Raw genomic sequence first — 22,829 nt, forward strand, 5'->3', positions numbered from 1 at the left:
GAACCTCTGGATCAGGAACCTCACATTCTGGAGTGAGTTCAGTGAATCGTGCCTGCCGCCTGACGTTCGGCGATCTCATCCGTGAGCACCGCCACTCCTACCCCGACGCGGTCGCCCTGGTCGACGGCGAAGTCCGGCTGACCTGGCCGGAGTTGGACGAGCGAACCAACCGGCTCGCCGACGCGCTCACCGGCGCCGGGGTCGGTCCTGGCGACCGGATCCTGTGGCTGGGCCAGAACTCGTTCCGGATCTGGGAACTCCTCGGTGCCGCCGCGAAGATCGGCGCCATGGTCTGCCCGGGCTACTGGCGCTGGGCCGCCCCGGAGATGGCGTACGCGATCGAGGACTTCGACCCGCGCGTGATCGTCTGGCAGGACGAGGAGATCGGCGACACGGTCGCCAAGGCACGGGCCGAACTGGGCGGCGAACACCGGGCGTTGTGGCTGCGCCATGACGTCGAGAGCGCCGCGGGTGCGGACTCCTACGAGTCCTTCCTGGCCTCCGGTTCGCCCGAGGACCCGGAGACCGACGTCGACCCGGACTCCGCCCTCCTCGTCATCTACACCGCGGCGATCACCGGACGGCAGTCCGGCTCGATGCTCTCGCACCGCAATCTGCTCGCGATGGGTGCGAGCGCCGCCTGGATGGGCGACATCGGCCAGGAGACCGCCTTCCTGGGCGCCGGGCCCATGTTCCACATCGGCAACTACCAGTTCTGGGGCATCCCGGCTTTCGTGCACGGCGGAAAGAACGTGGTCGTCCGCCGCGTGATCGCCGAGGAACTGCTCCCCGTGCTCGCCGCCGAGCGCTGCACGCACGCGTATCTGATGCCCCCGACCATCGCGCAGCTCGTCGCGCTCAACCGCGAGGCCGGCCATGACCTGTCCCAGCTGCGGGCGAGCGTCGCCGCACCGGTCTGGGAGGGCATGGTGCCCACGGACACCAGCCGCTTCACCCGCAACGGCGGCGGCGAGGGCCGGGGTTACGGCCAGACCGAGGTGACCGGGTTCGCCGTCACCGGCGCCTACGGCGGGACCGGCACCGGCAACGCCGGACGACCGGGACCCTTCACCTCCGTACGCATCCTGGACAGCGGCGGCAGGGAGTGCGAGACCGGCGAGGCGGGCGAGATCTGTGTACGTGGGGACCTCGTGCACCTCGGCTACTGGAACCGACCCGAGATCAACGAGGAACGCTTCCGCTTCGGCTGGTGGCACACCACGGATCTGGGGCGGCGGGAGGCGGACGGCACGATCAGCTTCCTCGGTACGACGACCCGGATGCTCAAGTCCGCGGCCGAGAACATCTTCCCCGCCGAGGTCGAGAACTGCATCGAGTCGCATCCCGCCGTCAAGGAGGCCGCCGTGATCGGCGTCCCGAACGAGCGCTGGGCCCAGGACGTCAAGGCCGTCGTGGTCCTGCGGGACGGCGCTGAGGCGACGGCCGAGGAGATCGTCGAGCACTGCCGGGCCCGGATCGCCTCGTACAAGAAGCCCAAGACGGTGGAGTTCATTGACGCCCTGCCCCGCACCGGCGGCTACGCCAAGGACTACGAAGCGCTCGACGCCCGCTTCGGCGGCGGAGGTTACCCCGGCGGCGACACGCTCGGCGCGGGACGGTGAGGCCGTGACCGACCGCCGGTCGCCCGTCATCGCGGGGGTGTACGCCACCGAGCAGGCGCTGTCCCTCCCGGACCGTACCGCCATGGATCTCGCCCTTGAAGCGGTACGGGGCGCTGTGGCGGACGCCGGTCTGAAGCCGTCCGACATCGACGGGGCTCAGGTCGACTGGCCGGGCCCCGGCGGCGTACCGGGCGAGGGCAGCTCCTGGGCCCGCATGCTCGGCCGCGACCTGCGCTGGACCAGCGACTCTATGCTGGACAACGCGGGCTCCCGGGGGCTGTTGAAGGCGGCAGCCGCCGTGCGCGCCGGGTACGCGGACACCGTCGTGGTCGGCGGCTGCAAGCTGGTCTCGCGCGGCGCGGGGCCGGTCGGCGCCGGCGTACCGCTGGAGTTCACCGACGTCTGGGGCAGCTATGTCGTCGCCCAGTTCGCATTGGTGGCGGCCCGGCACATGCACGAGTACGGCACCACCTCCCGCCAACTCGCCGAGGTCGCCGCCACCATCCGCAACAACGGCACCACCAACCCCGAGGCGATGATGTACGGCCGCGGCCCCTACACCGCCGACGACGTGCTCGCCTCCCGCATGGTCGCCACCCCCTTCCACCTCCTCGACTGCTGCATCGTCGGCGAGGGCGGCGCCGCGCTCGTGGTCACCACCGCCGAACGGGCCCGCGACCTGCCGCAGCCGCCCATCGCCGTGCTCGGCGGCGCGATGGAGTACCACCAGGCCGCGTACGCCAATCCCGCGCTTCTCAGCGAAGTGGGGATGCTCGGCCGCGACGCCGCCACGCGCGCGTACGCGATGGCCGGGATCGGCGCGCACGACGTGGACGTCTTCTCCCTCTACGACCCCAACTCCTTCGAAATCATCCGACAGTTGGAGGCCCTGGGGCTGTGCGGCGAGGGCGAAGGCGGCCCGCTGGCCGCAAGCGGGGCCATCGCCGTGGGCGGCAAGCATCCCGTCAACCCGGACGGCGGCTGTCTGGCGTACGCCTGGAACGGCACGCAGCAGATGACGCTGAAAGTCGTCGAAGCGGTACGGCAGTTGCGGGGCGCCGCCGTGCACCAGATCGCGGGCGCGGAGCTGGCCGTCGTCGGCAACGCCGGCTCCGGGGCGCAGCATTACGAGATGAGCGTGCTGGGGAGGACCGGATGACCGGCAGGCCTGTTCCGATGCCGACGGAGTTGTCGGAGCCGTTCTGGGCGTCGGCCCGGCGCGGCGAACTCGTCGTCCCGTACTGCCCTTCCTGCGACCTGCGGTTCTTCGTACCCGAACCCGCCTGCCCGGGGTGCATGTCGCCGGACTGGCGCTACGAGCCGAGTGCGGGCCGGGGGACGGTCTACTCGGTGACGGTGGTGCACCGAGCGCCGGGCCCGGGCTTCGACACACCCTTCGCGCTCGCCGTGATCGACCTGGACGACGGCGGCACCCTGCTGTCCCACGTGGACGCCGACACCCCGGACGACGTCGTCATCGGCCTGCGCGTACGCGTGGACTTCCGCCCCTACACCGACGAGATCACGCTGCCGTACTTCGTACCGGACGCGATCGACGGACTCGACTGACTACCGGATGACCGAGTGAGGGCGGAGGTGGACACCGTGGCGAACACGCCGGTACGGGTCCCCAAGATGGCCGAGCTGGTGGCGGCACAGCTGCGCCGCAAGATCGTACGCGGGGAGTTGACGGAGGGGGAGGCACTGCCCGCCGAGACGGCGCTGATGGCGGAGTTCGCCGTGTCGCGGCCGACGTTGCGCGAGGCGTTCCGGGTGCTGGAGTCGGAGTCGCTGATCAGTGTGCGGCGGGGTGCGCGGGGCGGGGCCCGGGTACACGTTCCCGAGCAGACGGTCGCCGCTCGTTACGCCGGGGTGGTGCTGGAGTACCGGGGCACGACTCTGAAAGACGTCTATGACGCCCGTACGGTACTGGAGGCGCCGTGCGCCGGACTGCTCGCCGGGCGGCGCACGGACGAGGACGTGGAGCGGTTGCGCGCCGCGGTCGCCGAGGCCGAGCTGCTGATGGACGACCCGTCGGCCTTCATCCGCGCCCATATGGAGTTCCACGCGCTGGTGGTGGAGCTCGCGGGGAACGAGACGCTGAGCGTGCTGACCGGGATGGTCCGGCACATCATCGACCAGGCGAACTGGTCACACGTCGACCTCGACGCGGGCACGCCCGAGAACATCCGGGCCAACCGGCGGGGATTCCGCGCTCATGTCGCGCTTGTCGACCTGGTTGCTGCACAACGCGCTGATGCCGCGGAGGAGTTGTGGCGGGTGCATCTTCAGGAGGCCGAGGACTATCTGCTGCAGAACCGGTCCATGACGACGGTTCTGGACCTGCTCGGCTGAGGGAACGCGCTTGTGGCCGCCGTTGCGGGCGAGACCGTGAGGGCGGCCATCGCCTCCGCGTCGCCGAGCTGGTAGTAGAGCACTGCCGCCTCGATGAGCATCACGAAGCGGTGCCCCGGCTCGTGGATGATCTGCGAGCGCTCCAGACGCGCCGCCGCCGCTTCGGCCGCGTCGTCGGGAACTCCCAGGAAGCGGGCGTTGCTGCTCAGCAAGGCCCGCGCGTACCCCTCGTCGATCAGGACGGGTGAGTACACGCGCAGCAGCTTCGTCGACCGGTACAGCTCCACGTAGCTGTCCTGGAGCTTGCGCAGGCCTGAGCGCACGCGCTGTCGCTACTCGCGGTAGAGCGACTCCGCGTGCTGGGAGGCGGCGATCAGGTCGGGGGCCTGGTCGGTGGCGCCGGTCGTGCGGCACCACAGGCGGATGTCCGTGGGCGAGGGCGGTACACGGTTGTGCTGCCGATACCGGACCCGGCGGCGAGCCGGGCGTTGGGGGTACCCCCGGCCGGAGGCTGGGGGAGTGTCACCGCAGCGCGGACGGGCCGGGGCGAGCGGGGCCTGACGACCGGCTGCGAGGCATCGCCACCGGGTTTTGATCTCCCGGCGCCGGGAGGCGAGTTGTCCGGTCAGGCACCGCAGGGTGCGACCGGACAGGCCGATCGATGACGGGTGGACAAGCACGCGAAGCTCCTGGCGAGCATGGGTGATCTTGGCCGTGACCCCGTCCACCGGGAGCTTCGTCGTTGAGTACGGCCCGGCCCCAACCACCTGACCCGTCAGCAGGCTGGAAAGAGCTCACTGTTCCGCGCCTGTGATTTTTTCTGAGGACTCACAGCAAGCCCACAGCGGGCGTTCAAAGCCGGTGGCACGTGCCATGAGGACAGTCACCTCACTGTGATTCCCGCCGGAGACGCCGACTGCCTGCCACAGGCCGCGTGCGGGATCCCTCAAATCCTCATACATCCGGCATTCATGTCGTCATGTGTCCGGCATCACCCTCGAATCTGCATAAGTAACCAGCGAGTAGGGACGTTTGACCCTGGTTGCCGAGGTCGCATGGTTCTAGATTCCGTATTCCCTTCACGGAAATCGGTTTGGAAACCGTCGTCGCGATTCGAAGGTCCCGTTGAGAGAGCGAGGAGATCGCAGATGGCAGGCGATAGATCACGTAACAAGCGGCGATTCAAGCTCCGACTGTTCGCTGGATTGGCAGCAGTCGGACTGTCGGGCGTCGTCGTGTTCACGGCGAATGCCGAAGACAGTACCATCGACGGCACGCTCGACTACATCGCACTCGGAGATTCGTACTCCTCTGGCCACGGCGCGAGCAGCACCTACACGGGAGCTGTCAACACCACTTGCAAGAGGAACGACTTGGCCTATCCGAATGAATTCTTCGCGAAGTACGTGGCCACTCAGCAGCCGTCCAAGTCGTCCAGCATGTTCAACCGGGCGTGCACCGGGGCGAAGATACAGGATGTCATTGACGACCAGCTCGGCTCCGTAACAGGCTCTGTCGAAATGGTGACCATCACTATTGGTGGGAATGATGTGCACTTCGCCGACGTCGCGAGAACCTGTGTCCTGAACGGTTCGGCGGTCTGCACACAAGCGTTGAACGAAGCCAGTCCGCAAATTTCGACGCTGCGGCAGCCGCTCACCGACCTCCTCGCTCAGATACGCGAGAGGGCGCTGGTCGCCAACATCGTCATTTCCGGGTACCCGAAAATTTTCGCCACCGGAAGTTGCGGCGCCTTGTCCATCTCGGAAGACAACCGGGACCGTATGAGAGGCCTTCAAGAGACGATGAACGACCTGATCCGCGAGGTGGCGGAGGCCAGCGATCGGGTTCAGTACGCAGATCCGGACGACCTCTTCAACGGCCACCGGGTGTGTGACACCGGCGATCTGTGGATCAATCAGGTGAGCGACGCAATCGCGCAGTTGGATACCGGGGCGGCCTACCACCCCAACGCGAACGGCCACGCGGCCATGGCCGACGCGGTCTTCGAGGCCGCCCTGGGCGCCACCACCGGGCCCCAGGCCAACTAGCCATCCGCCTCAGGACCGATCATTCCGGTCCGCGCCAATTCCTGTAAGGATTGCAACCACTCATGCCACCCAAAGGCTCTCACGCCAGACGTCCTCGACCTCTCAAGGCCGCCGCCTTCGGCCTCGGACTGCTCACCGTCCTCGGCATCGCCGGCATCAGTGTCGCCGGCGAGGACAGCGGCAGTGCCAGTACCACTAACACTGTAAAGGCTGTTGATGCCAGTCGGCGCGACGAGGTCTTCGGTCTTGTCAATGCCGCCGACATTCCTGGGCTGGACGGCTTCTCGGTCGGCATCGATCCAGTTGCGGAAAAGATCGGTGTGCACCTCTTCGTCCCAGAGGGTCTGTCAGCTGCTGCGAAGGAAGCGCTCCAATTCGGTGATGACGTCACGGTAACCGTCCAGGAAGCTTCGGCGCCGGCCTCGCATGTCAACGCGAGCGGCGGTGCGTCGATCGGCGGCCTCGGTTCTGGGTCATGCACGACGGGTTTCGCTGTCGGGCTCGCCAACGGCCAGTCAGGATTCATAACCGCTGGACACTGTTTCACCACCGGGGTAGCCGCCAACCAGCAGACCGCCCTGATCGGCTCGGTGCCGTCAACCGGGCACTCATTTAATTTCGGCTCGTCCGATTGGGGAATCTATTCCCTCAACGACAGCCCCGACACCAACGACGCGTTGCCCCAGGTCATTAGCGACAACGGGACCCACCCGGTCCGGGGAATCACCGCACCGACGGTCGGCTTGGATATCTGCAAGCACGGCATCACCACCGGCACGACCTGCGGGAAGGTGACTCTCGTGAACACCCGGGTCACCTATAGAGAGGTGAAGGACTCGGCAGGAAACATAATCAAGCCGGGTGCACAGGTGAACGGTGTGATCCAGAGCGATCTGTGCTCGGAACCAGGTGACAGTGGCAGTGCGGTCTATACCCGACCGGCGGCAGGCAGCAACACCGCTATCAACGCCGTCGCAGTCCACAGTGGTGGAAGCACCGTAAAGCTCAGTGGCAGGGATGTGTGCCTCGAGAAGGCGGGATTCAACAACGTTGCCTGGCACGTCCCGATGTCCGCCACCCCCGCCAAGAGCACCAACCCGTTCGATGACGTCTTCATCAAGGTCGCTTCCTGACCTCCAATGTGACGGCGCTTCCCGAGGCCCAACGGTCCGTCAGATCCGGCGGATCCGAGGGATCGTTGCAACACGGGTTCGGTTGATCAGGCCGCGAACAGTTTGGACAGACGCTCGGCCGGGGTTTCCCAGCGGTAGCGTGATCGACATGACGGCTGGAAACGAGAGGGCAGACGGCGAACCACTGGCCGGCGGCATGGTGAACGCGGGGGCGGTCTTCCGCCGGGGTGCGCTGGTGGACCGCCCGGCTCCACACAACGCGTACGCCCTCCACGCTCACCTCCTCGCGCTGAGGGAGCACGGCTTCGACGCGGCTCCGAGCCCCGTCCGTCTCACCGCCGACGGTCGCGAGCAGCTGACCTTCATCCCCGGCGATGTGGCTCTGCCACCCTTCCCACGCTGGGTGATGACGGACACCGCCCTCGAATCGGTGGGGAACCTGCTGCGGCGCCTGCATGAGGCCAGCGTCACCATCGCGGTCGACTCCCGCGTCGAGTGGCCGCGGGACCTGGCCGATCCGGAGGGGGGAACGATGTTGTGCCACAACGACGTGTGCCCGGAGAACGTCGTCTTCCGCGACGGCCGGGCCGCTGCCCTGATCGATTTCGACCTGGCGGCCCCGGGCCGCCCCCTCTGGGACGTCGCCATGGCCGCCCGCTACTGGGTACCCATGCTCGATCCCGTATCCGCGACCGCCTTCTACCCCACTGGGCTGGATGCGCCCGCACGGCTGCGAATACTCGCCGACAGCTACGGCCTCTCGCCACAGGAACGCGCCGAGTTGCCCAGGGTCATCGAACAGGCCACCGGGACCTGCCGGGCGTTCGTAGCCGGCCGCGTGGCCGACGGTGACCCCGTCTATCTCCAGGCGCTGGCCGAGCGTGGTGGATGGGAACGCTGGGACCGCATGCAGACCTGGCTGGCGGCCCACCGCGAGACATTCACGGCCGCCCTGCTGAACTGACCCGCCCGAACTTTAATGATCGCTTAACCTCCGTGGCCCCGCCCCACGCGCAGTCCCGCTCCCCGCTGTGCGCCGCGGCCGTGGCCGCGGCGGCAAGACGAGCGGGGCTCCCGTCCCGGTTTCTGTAGAGCGGGGACCCTCCCCGGTATGCGGTGGTAAGACGGGGCTGTAATCAACACTGCGGACAGCAGCCAGAGCGCGGGCCGAACGAGGGGACCGCGAGAGGGAGTTGGGCATGGCGGCAGAGAACATCGATGATGTCGTGGACGGGCTTGCCGGGATCGTGCGGGAGGCCGGCCGCGCCGGTGACCGGGTCGGGTACTTCGCGGCGCTGTACCGACAGGTGACCGTTGAGGTCCGCACGGCCATTCACGGCGGGCTGTTCGACGACGGCGCCCGAATGGACCGTTTCGACACGCACTTCGGCAACCGCTACTTCGAGGCGTACGACGCCTGGCGTCGTGACCAGAGCGGGCCGCGTTGTTGGCGGAAGGCGTTCGGGCTGCTCGACGACGTCGACACCGTCATCGTCCAGCACCTGATCCTCGGCGTGAACGCGCACATCAACCTCGACCTGGCCATCGCCGCCGCGCGGACCAGCCCGGGCGAGGCCATCCACGCGCTGCGGCGCGACTTTCTGCTGATCAACGACATCCTTGCGCGGGTGGCGCTGGAGGTGCAGGACTCGGTCGGCGCCCTGTCGCCACTCCTGTCGCTGCTGGATCAGATCGGAGCCCGCACCGACGAGCGGATCCTCGACTTCAGTGTCCGTCAGTCCCGTGAGGAGGCGTGGTACAACGCCGTCCTGCTTGCCGGCCAGAACGAAGAGGAGCGCGAGGCCACCATCGAGCGGCTCGACGTCCGGGCCGCCGTGCTCGCACGGTTGGTGGCGCGACCGGGCGGCCTCGTCCGGCCGGCCCTGCAGCTGATCCGGAGCACCGAGAGTGATGACGTGCCGGCCGTCATCACTCATCTGGACAACGCCATGGAGTGACCCTCCGCCCGGCAGGGGACGGGGTGATGCCCAGCGGATTGACCGTCCGGCATCCCACGCGAAGAGAGGCGCCGGTTTCCCAGCGCCGCCCGCGCGGCGTAGCCCCGCACTACCCAGCAGTCCAGTTCGTCGTATGCACCGGGCAGTGGATTCTGGCCGACTGGAACTTTCGTCCCCCTTCAGCCCTTGGCGTGCGCCTGTTCTGGCTCGTAGGTCTGCGGGAGGTCGCGTTCGCGGCGCATTGGGCTCATGGCAAGGATGAGCCAGCTGGGCGCGACGATGCCGATCATGATCCACATGGCCGGCCGGTACCCGACGGCGTCGCCGAGTACGCCGCCGAGCAGGGATCCGAGCGGGATGGTGCTGTGGTTGATCATCATGGCCGTCGCCACGACCCGGCCGAGCATGTGTGGCGGGCAGTAGGTCTGCCGGAAGCTGCCGACCACGATGTTGGCCACGGAGACGCCGATCCCGACGAGGAAGGCTCCCATCGCGAACAGCAGCAGTCCCGGTCCCGCCGTGGTCATCGGAAGGAGCAGTGCGAACGGCGCGGTGGCGGCCTGTAGGAGAAGAAGCCCGCGCCCGGTGCCGAACCGTCGGCTGACTCGGGTGGCCACCAGCGCGCCCACGATGCCGCCGGTGCTGCCGCTGGTCAGCAGCAGCCCGACCATGGCCGGGTTCAGCCCGACGGTGCGGACCAGGAAGACGACCTGGACCGCCTGGTAGCCCATCAGCGCCATGTTGATCACGGCGCCCCAGGTGACCATCGGCCGCAGGTACCGGTCCCGGCCCACGAAGCGGAGCCCTTCGATGATCTGCCGTCGGAGGGAGGCGCGTTCCTCGTCGTCCAGAGCGTGGTCCGGCTCGACCACGCTGATTCGCTTCAGGCAGAGCGCGGAGACCAGGAACGTCACCGCGTCGGCCACGAGCGCGGTGACCGCGCCGAACGCCTGGGCGAGCAGCCCCGCCACCCCCGGACCGGCGACCTGGGTGGCGGCCTCGCTGCCCTGCAGTTTGGCGTTGCCTTCCAGGAGGTCGCGACCGTCGAGCACGATCCTGATGTACGAGTGGTAGGCGGTGTTGAAGCACACCGCCGCGGTACCGCAGGTCAACGCGACGACAACCAGGTGCTGAAAGGTGAGCGCGTCGAGCCACGCCGCCAACGGAATGCTCGCCAGCGCTACGAAGGCCACCAGATCGCACGCGATCATCAGCGGCCGTTTGTGCAACCGGTCCACCCATGCGCCTACCGGCAGACCCAGCAGCAGCCAGGGCAGCCACACCGCCCCGGCGAGCAGGCCGACGGCGGTGGAGCCGGCGTCCAGCGCCACGACCGCGATCAGCGGCAAGGCCACCACGGTGATGCTGTTACCCAGGCCACTCACGGTCTCGCCTACCCAGAGCAGGCGAAAATCCGGTCGGGCGAATACTCCCCAGCGCGTTCGGGGCCGGTCCGGCATGTCATTCGTCGGGTCCACCCGAGGCATCATCCCGTGATCCCTTGCAACTACAACCTGCCGTGAGGGTTGAGCAGTTGGGCTGACGGATGGGAGCAGATGAAGCCCGTAGGGACACATACTTCGCTGGCTGTGACCGTCAAAGACGGCTGTCTTTCCGCGACCTGAGTGTGACTCAAGTAGTGCTGTCCGAGGGCGTTTCGGGTTTTGTGTGGAGGATCTCGCGGGCCTGTTCGGCGGCGCGGGCGGTGCTCTCGGAGACGAAGTCGAGGAAGCGGGCGATGTTCTCCAGGCGGGTGGCGGCCGGGGTGCCGGGGCCGAGGACGCCGACGCCCTGCCGTGCGGTCTCGACGATCTGGGCGAGGGACCGGGCGCTGGCCACCATCGTCTCGTACCAGATGTCGTCGTCGACGACGTAGCGCTCGCGGCGGCCTTCGCCTTGTTCCCGGCGGACGAAGGCCTGGCTCTCGAGGAACGTGATCGCTTTGGAGATGGACGCCGGGCTGACCTGTAGGCGCTGGACGAGTTCGGACGCGGTGAGGCTGCCGGTGTCGGTGAGGGTGAGGCAGACCATCACCCGGGCCGTCATCGCGGTCATGCCCGAAGCCATCATGACGGTGGTGAACATCTCCTCGTACTCACGCACCGCCTCGGCGTCGCGTCCGTGGGCCTGCTCGAGCGCATCCGCCCCCCGGGGCGCGGCCTGCCTGCGCCGGTGGGCGCGGCGTTCGGTGGCGCGGTGGGCGAGGTCGGCGCGGTAGGCGGTGGGGCCGCCGTTGCGCATCACCTCGCGCGTGATCGTCGAGGTCGGGCGCTCGAGGCGTCGGGCGATCTCCGCGTAGGCGAGGCCGTCGGCCAGTCCCAGCGCGATCTGCTGGCGTTCGGGCTGGGTGAGTCTGCCTCCCGGCATCGCGGTCTCCTTCATCGTGCTCCCTGGGTGTCTCCAGGATAGCGTTCACGCTCATCCATTGCAATGATCAGGTGACTGCTGTTGCGTTAATTGCGAAGGTCATTGCAACAATTTCCTAGCTTTTACCTGCAGTATTGCCGATCCTGCGCAACGATTATGTTGCTAGATCTATAAATGCAACGTAGCTTTTCCGTCATTGGAAACAGTGAGCCGAAGGAGAGCACGATGCAGACGGGAGTCTCCGCCGCTCCGGACGCCGGCACCCCCTACGGCCGGATCCACAACGCGCTGGGGAACACCGACGGCGCTGCCGCCCAGCTCGACATCCACGAGACCACCGCCTACGGCGACATCACCGCCCGCCGCCTGCAAAAGCACCCAACCCTCCGGAAGGACGCCGCCATGAAGTCGCCGCTTTCAAACAAGTCCGAAGTGGCGACTCTGGCCGGCCCCGGCCCGATCGCCTCCTTCATCCGATTCGTGATCTTCGGTGGCGGTATCGGAGTCCTGTGCAGCTTCGCGGTGCCGCTGTTGGCCATGACCATGCCCTGGGCGGTCTCGAACGCGATCATCACCGTCGCCTCCACCCTGCTGTGCACCGAACTCCACGCCCGCTTCACCTTCGCCAAAGGGCGCAGCGCCGGATGGCGAGAGCACTGGCAGTCGGCGGGCTCGGCGACCGCCGCCTACCTGGCGACCAGCGTCGCCGTTCACGTCCTGTATCTGGCGCAGCCGTCCCCCGGCACGCTGACTGAGCAGATCGTCTACCTCGGCGCCTCCGGCCTCGCCGGCGCAGGCCGCTTCATCATCCTGCGCCTCTATGTCTTCGCCGGCCGCCGCGGCCAGACCGCACGACCGCTGATGAAGCAGGGGGCGGTGGCCGCGCCCGACCCGAGGGGAGCGCGACAGCCATCGTGCACGAGTTGGCCCAACGGGCCGCGGCCACAACTGGCGGCGTGAGCCGCACGTTCCCGTCGGATTCCTGCCAGCCGTGGCCCGGGGTCGGCTGGTTGAGTGATCCGCATGACGCAGAACCACATCCTCCGTGACCGGGCCCTTGCCTTCCGTTCCCGCCACGTCCCCGGGCGTCCGCTCGTCCTGCCGAACGCCTGGGACGCCACGAGCGCCCGCATCGTCGAGAATGAGGGTGCCGCCGCGGTGGCGACCACGAGCGCGGGGCTGGCCTGGGCCCTGGGAACGGCGGACGGCGACCGGCTGGACCGCGACCGGGCCCTTGGCGCCGTTGCACGCATCGCCGAGGTGGTCCGGGTGCCGGTGACAGCCGACATCGAGAGCGGCTACGCGCGGGACTCGGTCGGCGTCGGTGACACGATCCGCGCGGTGATCGCGGCGGGCGCGGTCGGTGTGAACATCGAGGACGCGCTGTACGGGAGCGGCGAGGGCCCGCTGCGGCCGGTGCCCGAACAGGCCGAGCGCCTCGCCGCCGCCCGCGAGGCCGCCGACGCGGCGGGGGTGTCGCTGTTCGTGAACGCCCGGATCGACACCTTCCTCAGGGGCGCCGGGGGAGTGGACCTCACCCTGGAACGGGCAGCCGCCTTCCTCGCCGCGGGCGTCGACGGGATCTTCGTCCCCGGGGTTGTCGACCCGATAACCGTGAAGGCGCTCGCCGAGGGCATCGACGCTCCGCTCAATGTGATGGCGGGCCCCGGGGCACCGCCCATCGCCGAGCTGGCCGCGCTCGGCGTCGCGCGCGTGAGCATCGGGTCGGGCATTTCCCAGGCAGTGCATGCCGTGGTCCGCCGCGCCGCGCGGGAGCTGCTGAGCGCGGGGACCTACGAGTCGCTGGCCGGAGGGCTCGACTACGGCGAGCTCAACGCGTTGCTGGGAAGCGGGCGTTAGTCAGGCCCGGCTGGGAACGGGTACGGCCACCGCGTGATCATCGGGAGTTGTGTGGACTCCTGAAGATCGTGCGTTGGCCGCGGGCCATAGCGTGGAACCTGCTCGCCGGCGGGCTGTGTTCGACCAGGTCATGGCCCGGATCGCGGGGCGGTTCGGGCGAATTGAGCCGATCGGCCAGCCGACCGCCCCTGCGGTCAGGGCTGGTCGTACCAGGCAAACGCTGCGATCCGCCAGCCCTCTGAGGTGCGGACGAACTGGATGGTCTTGGTCCCGCCCCCCTCGAACGGCTCACCATCCAAGATCCCGGACTTGCGGTACTCGCTGAACCGCGACGCGATATCGCCCGCGATCTCTGTCCGTTCGGAGGTCTCCCACTCGGAGAACTCGACCAGCCGACCGTCGGTCAGCAGCCGCCGACGAGGCTCGATGAACTCGTCCACGGTGTAGACCGTGAACTCCGGCCCGGTCTTGACGATCACGCCACCGGGAAGAACCAGCCGACGGATCCGAGCCACGTCGGCAGCCTTGCCGCCCCGGTTGTCAAAGGCCTCGAAGAACTCGGCGGTCGCCACGTCTATCTCGGTCTTGGACATGGCGCGACAGTAACAGCGAAGGAGCGCCGGACATCGCCGGTCTCGACCAGCTGCGGTACGTCGGCGAGCGGACCGTTGTGCACCAGTTCAAGTGCCTCGCAGTCCGCTGGCAATGTCGGCTCGATCTCGACAGCGCCCACAACGATGGCCCGCGCTGTGTGGAGGTGGCGGCGAACGTTCCCGGCAAGACTGCACTCCGCAAGATGGACGAGTACCGGGACCTGCGCCGCTGAGTCCGTACAGGTCCCCGTCGTGTACCGACCGCGGCGCATGGCGGGGGCGAACAACAACCCCCCGACCACGCCCGGTCGTTCACTCCCCCCGCAGCTCCCGCACCACCGGCTCCCAGACCTCCGCATCGATCTCGTACGCCGCGTAGAACGACACCCGGTCGACCAGCGCCCCGTACCTCCGGCGGATCTCCGCGGCCACCCGATCCGGCTCCGCCACCACCGCGAAGGCGTGCAGTACATCGTCGTCGACCAGCCGCCCCATCTCCGCCCACTTGTCCTCGCGGGAGGACTTCGACAACGCGTGCAGTTCGTCGCCGAGTTCGCCCCAGCCGTGCAGTTCCAGGACGCCCCGGTACGCGGGAGTGCTGCCGTAGAAGGCGATCTGGCGCCGGGTGCCGTCCACCGCGCGGGCCAGCTCCTCCTCCGTACGGCCGGTCGCGGTGAGGAGGAGGTGGCTGATGGAGAAGTCCGAGCGTGTCCGGCCGGACTTCTCCAGGCCGGCCTCGACCGTCGGCAACGTGACCTCGCGCAGATACCGCTCCGTGGTGAACCCATGCGCGAGCAGCCCGTCCGCCACCTCGCCCGCGACCCGGGTCATCGCCTCCCCGACGGCGGCCACGTACACCTTCGGCGCGCCGGCCGGGGCGGGCGGCGGAGAGAAGAACGGTGCCATCAGCGTGTGCGAGTAGAAGTCGCCGCGGAAGTCGAGCTTCTCGCCCTCGTTCCAGGCAGCCCAGATGGCACGCAGCGCGCACACGTACTCCCGCATACGGGCCGCGGGCCGGCTCCACGGCATCGAGAAGCGCCGCTCGATGTGCGGCTTGATCTGGCTGCCGAGGCCGAGCGTGAAACGCCCGCCGGAGTAGGCCTGCAAGTCGTGTGCGGTGTACGCGAGTTGCATGGGGGAGCGGGCGAACGCCACCGCGATCGCCGTACCGACCTCGAGCCGGTCGGTGTGCTCGGCCGCGAGCAGCAGCGGCAGGAACGGGTCGTGTTTGGACTCCGAGGCCCACAGGCCGTCGTAACCCGCCTTCTCGTGGTGCAGGGCCTCCTCGACCACCTCGGCGGTGCCCCACACGTTCAGCTTGCCGTCCACCTTCATGCGGATTCTCCAACCCTGTCCAAACCGATGCGCCGCGCGAGCAGTTCCCGGTGGTACGCCGGGTCGCCGAACAGCAGTTGTGAAGTCTTCGCCCGCTTCAGATACAGGTGGGCCGGGTGCTCCCACGTGAAGCCGATACCGCCGTGCACCTGGATGTTCTGCTCCGTCGCCTGCAGACAGGTGTCGGAGCAGAACGCCTTGGCCAGGCTCGCCGCTGCGGGGAGTTCCGGGTCCCCGCTCTCGGCCGCGAGCAGCGCGTAGTGCGTGGCGGCCCGCGCCGACTCCACCTCCAGCAATACGTCGGCCAGGAGATGCTTCATCGCCTGGAAGGAGCCGATGGGCCGCCCGAACTGATGCCGTACCTTGGCGTACTCCACCGCCATGTCGAGCGCGCGCCCCGCGACCCCCACCTGTTCGGCCGCCAACGCCACCGCGGCATGGTCGAGCACCTCCGACACCAGGTCCCAGCCGTCGCCGTGCGTACGCAGCCGGGTCGCCCGTACGTCGTGGTAGTCGAGGCGTGCCTGTCGGCGGGTCGGGTCCATCGTGGGCAGGGGTTCACGGGTGAGCCCGGCCGCGTCGCCGTCCACCCAGAAGACGCCGACGCCGTCGCCGGTACGGGCCACGGTGAGTACGACATCCGCGGTGGCGCCGTCGAGGACGAACATCTTCTGCCCGGTCAGCAGCCAACTCCCTTTGGATTCACGGGCAGTGAGCCGGACACCTTCGGCATCCCAGCGCGCGGAGTCCTCGGTCAGCGCCAGCGTCGCGACCAGTTCACCGGCGGCAAGCCCCGGCAGCAGCCGCTTGCGGGCCTCCTCGTCAGCGCAGCGCAGCGCGGCGGTGGTCGCCAGGACGGCGGAGGCGAGGAACGGCGTGCAGGTCAGCGCACGGCCCAACTCCTCCATCACGACGCCCACTTCGACCGGCCCGCAGCCAGCGCCCCCGTACTCCTCGGGGATCGCGAGCCCCTGAAGACCCAGCTCCGAGCCCATCCGCCGCCACACCGCCCGGTCGAAGCCCTCCGGCGTCTCCATCAGCCGCCGTACTTCGGTCTCGGGTGAGGTGTCCGCCAGGAACGCCCGTACGGTGCGCCGCAGTTCCTCCTGCTCGTCGCTGAACGCGAAGTCCATGTGTGACCGCTCCTCTCCGGTTCAGCGGCCGGCGCGCGCCGCGATGATCTTCTCGACGATCGCGATGTGGTCCGGTGCGTGCATGCTGTCCCGCTCGGCGAGCAGGGCCGGTTCCAGTACGGCGGCGATGGCCTGCTCCAGATGCAGGTTCACCGCCCGCTTGGTCTCCCGCAGCGCCTGGCCGGGCAGCTTGGCCAGCCGCCCGGCGAGATCCATGGCTTCGGCCATGAGCTTGTCGTCCGGCACGACACGGTTGGCGATGCCCAGCCGGACCGCCTCCTGAGGGGACACTCGGTCACCGAGGAACAGCAGTTCCTTGGCCCGGGCGAGGCCCACGAGCAGCGGAAGTACGAGCGCGCCGCCGTCCCCCGCGACCAGGCCGACCTGGACATGCGGATCCGCGATGTGGGCGCCCTCGGCGATCAGCACGAGGTCACTGAGCAGGGCCAGGCTGCACCCGAGGCCGACCGCGGGGCCGTTCACCGCCGCGATGACCGGGAGCGGGCAGCGGACCATGCCCAGGATGATCCGCCGGGCCTCGTCGACGTTCTGCTCGCGAAAGGCGGCATCCCGCTGGACCCGGGTCATGATGTCGAAGTTGCCTCCGGCGCTGAACGCCCGGCCGCGCCCGGTGAGTACCACCACCCGCGCCTCCGGATCGGCCGCGACCTCGTCCCACACCGACGCGAGTCCCGAATGCAGCTCCTCGCTCATCGAGTTGAGCTGGTCCGGCCGGTTCAGCTCGATCAGCCGGACCGGCCCGCGGGCCGTCACCACCAGATCCGTCATCGCCACCGCCATCAGCCAGGAGAAAGTCATCAATGAGTCAGTAGAGTTGAATGCTATAACTAATTAAGCTGACTGGGAACCGTCACGGTGATCGACCGCGGAGGACGCGCATGCCGGAGCAGGAGTACGAGACCGTACGAGCCGAGGTGGCGGACCGCGTTCTCACCGTCACGCTCAACCGGCCGGAGAAGCTGAACGCCTTCAACCCGCAGATGATGCGGGACCTCATCGACGTACTGGACTCCGCCGAAGCCGACGACGACGTACGCGTGATCGTCGTGACCGGCGCCGGACGGGGTTTCTGCGCGGGCGCCGACGTCAGCTCCGGCGGCGGCTCCTTCGACCACCGCAGGGCAGGTGCCTGGCATCGGGACACCGGCGGTCAGGTGGCCCTGCGGCTGTTCTCCTGCACCAAGCCGGTCATCGCCGCGATCAACGGCCCGGCGGCGGGCGTGGGCGCGAGCATGACGCTGCCGATGGACATCCGGCTGGCGTCCGCCTCCGCGAAGTTCGGCTTCGTCTTCGCGCGTCGCGGCATCGTGCCGGAGTCGGCCGCGAGCTGGTTCCTGCCGCGAGCCGTGGGCATGCAGCGGGCCATGGAGTGGGTGGCCACGGGCCGGGTCTTCGGCCCCGACGAGGCGCTGGCGGCCGGGCTCGTACGCTCCGTCCACCCGCCGGAGGAACTGCTCCCGGCGGCGTACGAACTCGCCCGCGAGATCGCCGAGAACACCTCCGCGATCTCCGTCGCCCTGTCGCGCCAGATGATGTGGCGGATGCTCGGCGAGCCCCACCCCATGACCGCGCACCGGCTCGACTCGCGGATCATGAGCCAGATCGGCGGCGGCCCGGACCCCACGGAGGGCATCGAGTCCTTCCTCGCCAAGCGCCCACCCGAGTTCCCGGGCCGGGTGAGCAAGGACATGCCACCGGTCTACCCCTGGTGGCAGGACGAGGAGTTCCGCCCCCTCGGGGAGCAGGAAGGGGAGACCGAATGACGGACTTCGACTACATCGTCGTGGGCGCGGGCTCGGCGGGCTGCGTACTCGCCGACCGCCTCTCCGAGGACCCGAAGACGACTGTGCTGCTGATCGAGGCCGGGGGCAGGGACTCCAGCCCGCTGATCAAGATGCCCAAGGGGTTCGGCAAGCTGCTCGGGGATCCCCGGTTCACCTGGCACTACCCCGTCGAGCCGGTGGGTCCGAGCCGTCGCGTCGAGCAGTGGGCCCGAGGCAAGGCGCTCGGCGGATCGAGCTCGGTCAACGGCATGGTCTACAACCGCGGTGACCGTGCCGACTACGACGAACTGGAGCGGCTCGGCAACCCCGGCTGGGGCTGGGACACGATGCTGCCGGTCTTCAAGCGGATTGAGAACAACGAACTCGGCGCCTCGGACGTCCGGGGGTCCGGCGGACCGCTGCACATCTCCACCGCGCCGGAGCGGGAACCGCTCTGCGAGGAGGCCATCGCGTCCGGAACCGGGCTCGGTTGGACACATACGGACGACCTCAATGCCAGCGACGACGAACGCATCGGCTATGCCATGGCCACCATCAAGAAGGGGCAGCGGTTCAGCGCCGCGCGCGCCTTCCTGCACCCGGTCGAGGACCGTACGAACCTGACGGTGGCCGTGGACACCGAGGTCACCAAGGTCCTGATCGAGAACGGCAGGGCCGTCGGCGTACGCACCCGGCACAAAGGACAGGAGACCGACGCCCGCGCCCGGCGCGAAGTGATCCTGTCCGCGGGCAGTATCGCCACGCCGAAGATCCTCCAGCTGTCGGGCATCGGTCCGGCCGAGACGCTGAAGGCGGCGGGCGTCGACGTCCTGGTCGACAGTCCGCACGTGGGCGGCAGGCTGCGCGAACACCGCTGTTTCGTCGTTCAGTACCGGCTGACGGACAATCTCGGCTACAACAAGGCGCTCAGCAGCCCGCTGCGGCAGGCCCTCTCCGGAGCGAAGTACCTGACGCGACGCCGGGGACCGCTGGCCGCGCCGGCCTTCGACGTGATCGCCTTCTTCAAGACGCGACCTGAACTGCCGCGCCCCGACGCACAGTTGCTGATAGCGCCGGTCTCCCTGGCGCCGGAGGTCCCCGGCAAGGAGACCGAGGTCGAGTCGGAACCCGGGGTGATGGGCCTCGGGTACATCCTGCGGCCCACCGCCGAAGGAAGCCTGCACATCACCTCGGACGACCCCGAGGCGCCGCTCGCCATCACGCCGAACTACTACGGGTCCGAGCACGACCGCACGGTGGGCACGGCTCTCTTCCGCAGGATGCGGGAGCTCTTCGAGGCCGAACCGATCGCCGGCCGGATCCGGTCGGAAACCCTGCCGGGGCCGGGCGTACAGGACGACCAGGAGATCATCGACGCCGGGCTCGACCACGGCCGTTGCGGCTACCACGCCGTCGGCACCTGCGCGATGGGGCCGGCCGAGGACGACGTCGTCGACTCGCAGCTGCGGGTGCGCGGTGTGGAGGCGCTGCGGGTCGTCGACTGCTCGGTGATGCCGACCATGGTGTCCGGCAATCTCAACGGACCGGTCATGGCGATGGCCTGGCGAGCGTCGGACTTCATCCTCGACCGGGGGTGAGCAGGGGGGGGGCACGTTGCGCGGATACCGCGCCGTGCCCCAAAGCGACGAATGCGACGGATCCGAGGACGTATCCGACGACGGAGATATGGCCGAAACATTGTCGTAGTCTCCCCGAAGTGTTACGGTCCCGACGGCGTTCATTCAGTTGAATGCGCTATATCATTCATCGCCCGGACGGTGACCATGAACGATGGTCTGTACGAGTCTCTTCGTGGTGTCGAATGGGGTGTCGCCACCGCCGACAGTGTCGCGGCGCCCCAGCCCCCGCCGGACAGCGGCGGGCACTTCCAGCAGTGGACCGATGACATCCACCAGCTGGTCGGAGCCGATGCGACGACGTACAGGGCGGTCGCGGGCTGGCCGCAACTCCAGCCCGACGGCCCCGGCAGTTGGGACCGGGCAGCCCTGGACCGCTGCGACCGTACGCTCGACTCCCTGCTCGCGCAGGGCCTGCGGCCCGGCCTCACCCTGCTCAACCTCGCGCTGCCGCCCTGGCTGGAAGCCTCCGGGGGCTGGCTGGAGCGCGGCACCGCGCAGTACTTCGCCGAGTACGCCGCCGAGATGGGCCGCCGCTTCGGCGACCGGGTCACCCGCTGGATCACCTCCACCGATCTGGCGCGCCCCTCGCTCGCGGACCGCGTGGCCGGAATGTACTGCGCCGACCGCCGCGCCGGCATGGCGGGCATGCCCGCGGTCCACCATGTGCTGCTGGCCAACGGGCTCGCGACCCAGGCGCTCCGAGCGGCCGGCGTGAGCGGCCGCATCGGGACCACGGTCACGCTCGTCGGCGGACACGCGGCCACGGACGACCCGTACGACCGCCTCGCCGTGGAGCGTCTGGAGAGCTGGACCAACCGCCTCTTCCTCGACCCGCTGCTCCTCGGCGAGCACATGGTCACCGAGGACGACCTCTCGCCGATCGAGGCGACCGGCTGCGTACGCCCCGGCGACCTGGAGACCATCGCCACCGCACAGGACCTGCTGGGCCTGTCCTGGACCTCGCCCTTCCGCGTCACGGCACCCGAGAACCTTGCCCGAGTACTTCCGGCCATGATCCGCTTCCGCGCCCTCAACGAGGTGAACCGGCTGCTCGTGGGTCTCGGATTCGCGGTGATCCCCTTCGAGGACGTACAGACGACCGCGTACGGCTGGCCCATCGTCCCGGAGGCACTCGCCGACGCCGTCGCGGGCCTGCACGACCTGTACGCGGAACTCCTGCCGCCCCTGTCCATCGTCGACAACGGCATGGGCGATCTGGACCTGGTCGACGACGAGGGACGCTGCGACGACGCCCGGCGCCGGGCCCTGCTGCGGGCCAAACTCACCTGGCTGGGCGGCGTGATCGCCCGGGGCGTCGACGTGCACGGCTACGAGTACTGGTCGGTGCTCGACGACCTGGAGGCGAAGTTCCGCTACAGCCGGCTCTACGCCATGGCCGTACCGGACCACGAACTTCCGCCGCAGCCGCCGATCCCCTCGGACTGGGTGCGCACCAAGACGTTCGGCGGGGCGGACGGGGCCTGTCGGCACCCGGCCGGTCTCGCCCTGGTGCCGTCCGCCGCTGCTCGCGCTCAGAGCGTCGTGGCCCCGTAGTCCTTGCCGCGGATCAGCCGCACGGGGGTGTAGACGAGCACGTCCTCGTCGCGCTGGTTGCGTACGGTGATCCGGCTGGTCACGACGCCGCGGCCGGGTTTGCTGGACGGACGCGAGTCCGTGGTCTCCACGACTGCGTAGAGAGTGTCGCCCACGTACACAGGCCCGCGCACGGTCAGTTCCATGTGCATGAAGGCCAGACCGGTGCCGTGCAGCACGTTCGTCTGCAGGACAAGACCTTCGGCGATGCAGTAGGTCAGCCCGCCCGGGACGAGCCGTCCCGTGTAACCGCCCTCCGCGGCGTGCGTGGCGTCCCAGAACAGCGGCTCGTTGAAGCCGCCCCAGGTGATGAAGTTGACCAGATCGGTCTCGGTGATGGTGCGGCGGGCGGTCCGGAAGATCTGGCCCTTCGGCATGTCCTCGTAGGTCAACCCCCTTACCAGCGGGGGTATTTCGGTGGTCGCGGCAGTGGCGGTGGTGTGCTCGGACGTCATCGCGGGCTCCTCATGCATCCATGGGTCACGTAGTCACGTGGGTCAGAGATCGATCGGGTGCTTGTCGGCCACACCCTCGAAGTCCGGGGCGCGCTTCTCCCGGTGGGCGGCCAGACCTTCCGCGACCTCGTGCCCGCCGAACCCGAAGAACTCCAGCCCGAGCGAGGCCTCGAAGATCGGCTGGGCCGTGCGGTACCAGTGGTTGAGGGACCGCTTCGTCCAGCTGATGGCACTGGCGGAACCGGCCGCGAGGGTCGTCGCGATGCGCAGGCCCTCGGCGTGCACCTGCTCGTCGTCCACGCACTTGGAGACCAGACCGATGCGCTCGGCCTCCGCCCCCGTGAGCGCCTCGCAGGTCAGCAGGTAGTACTTGGCCTTGGCCATCCCGCACAGCAGCGGCCAGCAGATCGCCGCGTGGTCACCGGCCGCGACCCCGAGCCGGGTGTGTCCGTCGACGATCTTCGCCTTGCGCCCGGCCACGGAGATGTCGGCCAGCATGCCGATGACCAGGCCCGCGCCCACGGCCGGACCGTGGATCGCGGAGACCACCGGCTTGGAGCAGTTGATCACCCCGTACACCATGTCCCGGGCCTCCCGCATCACCCGGGCGCGCACCGAGTACTCCTCGGTCAGGGCCTCGATGGAGTCGAAGGTCCCGCCCGCCGAGAACGCCTTGCCGGCGCCCTGGACCAGTACCGCGCGTGTCTCCTCGTCCCGGTCGATCACCGGCCATATGTCGGCCAGTTCGCCGTGCATCCGCGGATCGACCGCGTTGAGATTCGGGCCGTCCAGCACTATGCGGAGGACCCCGGGCGCGGGCCGCTCGAAGGTCAGGCTCGTGAACGCGTCATAGCGGTCGGTCACATCGCACCCCTGGTTCATTCAGCGCCGGTTCATTCAGTATGGATACTATAATTATCTAACTGTATCGTGAATGGGTAGCGCCCCGG

23 protein-coding genes and 1 pseudogene are annotated in these 22,829 nt (G+C 68.7%); 14 read left to right on the top strand and 10 right to left on the bottom strand.

The window, feature by feature from the left end; genetic code table 11:
• Positions 1–32 precede the first annotated feature (32 nt).
• From OP79_RS03090 to OP79_RS03105, 4 genes are read left to right on the top strand one after another with little or no spacing between them, the layout of a single operon-like run.
• Entirely contained in the window at positions 33–1,622 is a 1,590-nt protein-coding gene (locus tag OP79_RS03090) for an AMP-binding protein (RefSeq protein WP_033318305.1), read from the top strand.
• A 4-nt stretch (positions 1,623–1,626) separates the two neighbouring features.
• Complete coding sequence (locus OP79_RS03095) at positions 1,627–2,781, top strand: thiolase family protein (protein ID WP_033318306.1); 1,155 nt, start codon at positions 1,627–1,629, stop codon at positions 2,779–2,781.
• Entirely contained in the window at positions 2,778–3,191 is a 414-nt protein-coding gene (locus tag OP79_RS03100; RefSeq protein WP_033318307.1) for a Zn-ribbon domain-containing OB-fold protein, read from the top strand. Before OP79_RS03095 ends, OP79_RS03100 begins: the two co-directional genes overlap by 4 nt.
• Before the next feature lie 36 nt (positions 3,192–3,227).
• Positions 3,228–3,977 (top strand): FadR/GntR family transcriptional regulator, encoded by a 750-nt coding sequence (locus OP79_RS03105; RefSeq protein WP_245685196.1) that lies wholly within the window; start codon positions 3,228–3,230, stop codon positions 3,975–3,977.
• Here the strand turns inward: OP79_RS03105 and OP79_RS49610 are convergent.
• Together OP79_RS49610 and OP79_RS51305 are read right to left on the bottom strand one after the other, a co-directional pair.
• Entirely contained in the window at positions 3,926–4,300 is a 375-nt protein-coding gene (locus OP79_RS49610; RefSeq protein WP_051744366.1) for a Scr1 family TA system antitoxin-like transcriptional regulator, read from the bottom strand. The two genes, OP79_RS03105 and OP79_RS49610, sit on opposite strands and share 52 nt — an antisense overlap.
• Before the next feature lie 9 nt (positions 4,301–4,309).
• Positions 4,310–4,657, bottom strand: a complete 348-nt coding sequence (locus OP79_RS51305) for a hypothetical protein (RefSeq protein WP_425428546.1) — start codon at positions 4,655–4,657, stop codon at positions 4,310–4,312.
• 468 nt (positions 4,658–5,125) lie between these two features.
• Here OP79_RS51305 and OP79_RS03120 point away from each other — a divergent pair, with 468 nt between their 5' ends.
• From OP79_RS03120 to OP79_RS03135, 4 genes are all read left to right on the top strand, one after another.
• Entirely contained in the window at positions 5,126–6,028 is a 903-nt protein-coding gene (locus tag OP79_RS03120) for an SGNH/GDSL hydrolase family protein (RefSeq protein WP_245685197.1), read from the top strand.
• A gap of 62 nt (positions 6,029–6,090) precedes the next feature.
• Entirely contained in the window at positions 6,091–7,161 is a 1,071-nt protein-coding gene (locus OP79_RS55165) for a S1 family peptidase (protein WP_157857272.1), read from the top strand.
• A gap of 148 nt (positions 7,162–7,309) precedes the next feature.
• Positions 7,310–8,125, top strand: coding sequence for a phosphotransferase (locus OP79_RS03130; RefSeq protein WP_033318427.1), 816 nt, complete (start codon positions 7,310–7,312; stop codon positions 8,123–8,125).
• A 235-nt stretch (positions 8,126–8,360) separates the two neighbouring features.
• On the top strand, positions 8,361–9,119 hold the full coding sequence (locus OP79_RS03135) for a DUF5995 family protein (RefSeq protein WP_033318310.1): 759 nt from the start codon (positions 8,361–8,363) through the stop codon (positions 9,117–9,119).
• A 179-nt stretch (positions 9,120–9,298) separates the two neighbouring features.
• Here the strand turns inward: OP79_RS03135 and OP79_RS03140 are convergent, their stop codons facing one another.
• The gene (locus tag OP79_RS03140) at positions 9,299–10,597 is read right to left on the bottom strand and encodes an MFS transporter (protein WP_078491591.1); all 1,299 of its coding nucleotides are present in this window, start codon (positions 10,595–10,597) and stop codon (positions 9,299–9,301) included.
• Positions 10,598–10,751: 154 nt separating this feature from the next.
• A complete protein-coding gene (locus OP79_RS03145) occupies positions 10,752–11,486 on the bottom strand; it encodes a GbsR/MarR family transcriptional regulator (protein ID WP_033318429.1) in 735 nt (244 codons plus the stop codon).
• Positions 11,487–11,720: 234 nt separating this feature from the next.
• On the opposite strand from OP79_RS03145, the pseudogene OP79_RS58865 reads away from it, so the two are divergent.
• The 3 genes and pseudogenes from OP79_RS58865 to OP79_RS03155 form a co-directional block, all read left to right on the top strand.
• Positions 11,721–11,855, top strand: a pseudogene (locus OP79_RS58865) (DUF4097 family beta strand repeat-containing protein); the annotation flags it as partial.
• 33 nt (positions 11,856–11,888) lie between these two features.
• Entirely contained in the window at positions 11,889–12,446 is a 558-nt protein-coding gene (locus OP79_RS03150) for a GtrA family protein (RefSeq protein WP_245685205.1), read from the top strand.
• A gap of 63 nt (positions 12,447–12,509) precedes the next feature.
• Entirely contained in the window at positions 12,510–13,346 is an 837-nt protein-coding gene (locus OP79_RS03155; protein ID WP_033318311.1) for an isocitrate lyase/PEP mutase family protein, read from the top strand.
• Positions 13,347–13,540: 194 nt separating this feature from the next.
• Here the strand turns inward: OP79_RS03155 and OP79_RS03160 are convergent, their stop codons facing one another.
• From OP79_RS03160 to OP79_RS03175, 4 genes are all read right to left on the bottom strand, one after another.
• A complete protein-coding gene (locus OP79_RS03160; protein WP_033318312.1) occupies positions 13,541–13,939 on the bottom strand; it encodes a nuclear transport factor 2 family protein in 399 nt (132 codons plus the stop codon).
• Positions 13,940–14,251: 312 nt separating this feature from the next.
• A complete protein-coding gene (locus OP79_RS03165) occupies positions 14,252–15,274 on the bottom strand; it encodes an LLM class F420-dependent oxidoreductase (RefSeq protein WP_033318313.1) in 1,023 nt (340 codons plus the stop codon).
• Positions 15,271–16,407, bottom strand: a complete 1,137-nt coding sequence (locus OP79_RS03170) for an acyl-CoA dehydrogenase family protein (protein WP_033318314.1) — start codon at positions 16,405–16,407, stop codon at positions 15,271–15,273. The genes OP79_RS03165 and OP79_RS03170 overlap by 4 nt, the downstream gene beginning before the upstream one ends.
• Before the next feature lie 21 nt (positions 16,408–16,428).
• Complete coding sequence (locus OP79_RS03175; protein ID WP_245685198.1) at positions 16,429–17,226, bottom strand: enoyl-CoA hydratase/isomerase family protein; 798 nt, start codon at positions 17,224–17,226, stop codon at positions 16,429–16,431.
• Between the two features lie 80 nt (positions 17,227–17,306).
• On the opposite strand from OP79_RS03175, the gene OP79_RS03180 reads away from it, so the two are divergent.
• From OP79_RS03180 to OP79_RS03190, 3 genes are all read left to right on the top strand, one after another.
• On the top strand, positions 17,307–18,191 hold the full coding sequence (locus tag OP79_RS03180) for a crotonase/enoyl-CoA hydratase family protein (RefSeq protein WP_033318315.1): 885 nt from the start codon (positions 17,307–17,309) through the stop codon (positions 18,189–18,191).
• The gene (locus tag OP79_RS03185; RefSeq protein ID WP_033318316.1) at positions 18,188–19,789 is read left to right on the top strand and encodes a GMC family oxidoreductase; all 1,602 of its coding nucleotides are present in this window, start codon (positions 18,188–18,190) and stop codon (positions 19,787–19,789) included. Before OP79_RS03180 ends, OP79_RS03185 begins: the two co-directional genes overlap by 4 nt.
• 186 nt (positions 19,790–19,975) lie before the next feature.
• Positions 19,976–21,385 carry a family 1 glycosylhydrolase gene (locus tag OP79_RS03190; RefSeq protein WP_033318317.1) on the top strand — a complete coding sequence of 470 codons (1,410 nt, stop codon included), beginning with the start codon at positions 19,976–19,978 and terminating at the stop codon, positions 21,383–21,385.
• On the opposite strand, the gene OP79_RS03195 is transcribed toward OP79_RS03190, so the two are convergent.
• Complete coding sequence (locus OP79_RS03195) at positions 21,364–21,879, bottom strand: MaoC family dehydratase (protein ID WP_033318318.1); 516 nt, start codon at positions 21,877–21,879, stop codon at positions 21,364–21,366. The genes OP79_RS03190 and OP79_RS03195 overlap by 22 nt on opposite strands.
• Before the next feature lie 42 nt (positions 21,880–21,921).
• Positions 21,922–22,743 carry an enoyl-CoA hydratase/isomerase family protein gene (locus OP79_RS03200; RefSeq protein ID WP_033318432.1) on the bottom strand — a complete coding sequence of 274 codons (822 nt, stop codon included), beginning with the start codon at positions 22,741–22,743 and terminating at the stop codon, positions 21,922–21,924.
• Positions 22,744–22,829: the final 86 nt, after the last annotated feature.

Source organism: Streptomyces yerevanensis (assembly GCF_000716805.1).
GTDB lineage: Bacteria > Actinomycetota > Actinomycetes > Streptomycetales > Streptomycetaceae > Streptomyces > Streptomyces flaveus.

Excerpts from the sequence above, each read along its gene's own strand:
- OP79_RS03135 (WP_033318310.1), top strand. The coding sequence starts at position 8,361 with ATGGCGGCAGAGAACATCGATGATGTCGTGGACGGGCTTGCCGGGATC.
- OP79_RS03185 (WP_033318316.1), top strand. The coding sequence starts at position 18,188 with ATGACGGACTTCGACTACATCGTCGTGGGCGCGGGCTCGGCGGGCTGC.
- OP79_RS03165 (WP_033318313.1), bottom strand. The coding sequence starts at position 15,274 with ATGAAGGTGGACGGCAAGCTGAACGTGTGGGGCACCGCCGAGGTGGTC.
- OP79_RS03100 (WP_033318307.1), top strand. The coding sequence starts at position 2,778 with ATGACCGGCAGGCCTGTTCCGATGCCGACGGAGTTGTCGGAGCCGTTC.
- OP79_RS03145 (WP_033318429.1), bottom strand. The coding sequence starts at position 11,486 with ATGCCGGGAGGCAGACTCACCCAGCCCGAACGCCAGCAGATCGCGCTG.
- OP79_RS03180 (WP_033318315.1), top strand. The coding sequence starts at position 17,307 with ATGCCGGAGCAGGAGTACGAGACCGTACGAGCCGAGGTGGCGGACCGC.
- OP79_RS03170 (WP_033318314.1), bottom strand. The coding sequence starts at position 16,407 with ATGGACTTCGCGTTCAGCGACGAGCAGGAGGAACTGCGGCGCACCGTA.
- OP79_RS55165 (WP_157857272.1), top strand. The coding sequence starts at position 6,091 with ATGCCACCCAAAGGCTCTCACGCCAGACGTCCTCGACCTCTCAAGGCC.
- OP79_RS03130 (WP_033318427.1), top strand. The coding sequence starts at position 7,310 with ATGACGGCTGGAAACGAGAGGGCAGACGGCGAACCACTGGCCGGCGGC.
- OP79_RS03120 (WP_245685197.1), top strand. The coding sequence starts at position 5,126 with ATGGCAGGCGATAGATCACGTAACAAGCGGCGATTCAAGCTCCGACTG.
- OP79_RS03155 (WP_033318311.1), top strand. The coding sequence starts at position 12,510 with ATGACGCAGAACCACATCCTCCGTGACCGGGCCCTTGCCTTCCGTTCC.
- OP79_RS03160 (WP_033318312.1), bottom strand. The coding sequence starts at position 13,939 with ATGTCCAAGACCGAGATAGACGTGGCGACCGCCGAGTTCTTCGAGGCC.
- OP79_RS03190 (WP_033318317.1), top strand. The coding sequence starts at position 19,976 with ATGAACGATGGTCTGTACGAGTCTCTTCGTGGTGTCGAATGGGGTGTC.
- OP79_RS03150 (WP_245685205.1), top strand. The coding sequence starts at position 11,889 with ATGAAGTCGCCGCTTTCAAACAAGTCCGAAGTGGCGACTCTGGCCGGC.
- OP79_RS03175 (WP_245685198.1), bottom strand. The coding sequence starts at position 17,226 with ATGACTTTCTCCTGGCTGATGGCGGTGGCGATGACGGATCTGGTGGTG.
- OP79_RS03195 (WP_033318318.1), bottom strand. The coding sequence starts at position 21,879 with ATGACGTCCGAGCACACCACCGCCACTGCCGCGACCACCGAAATACCC.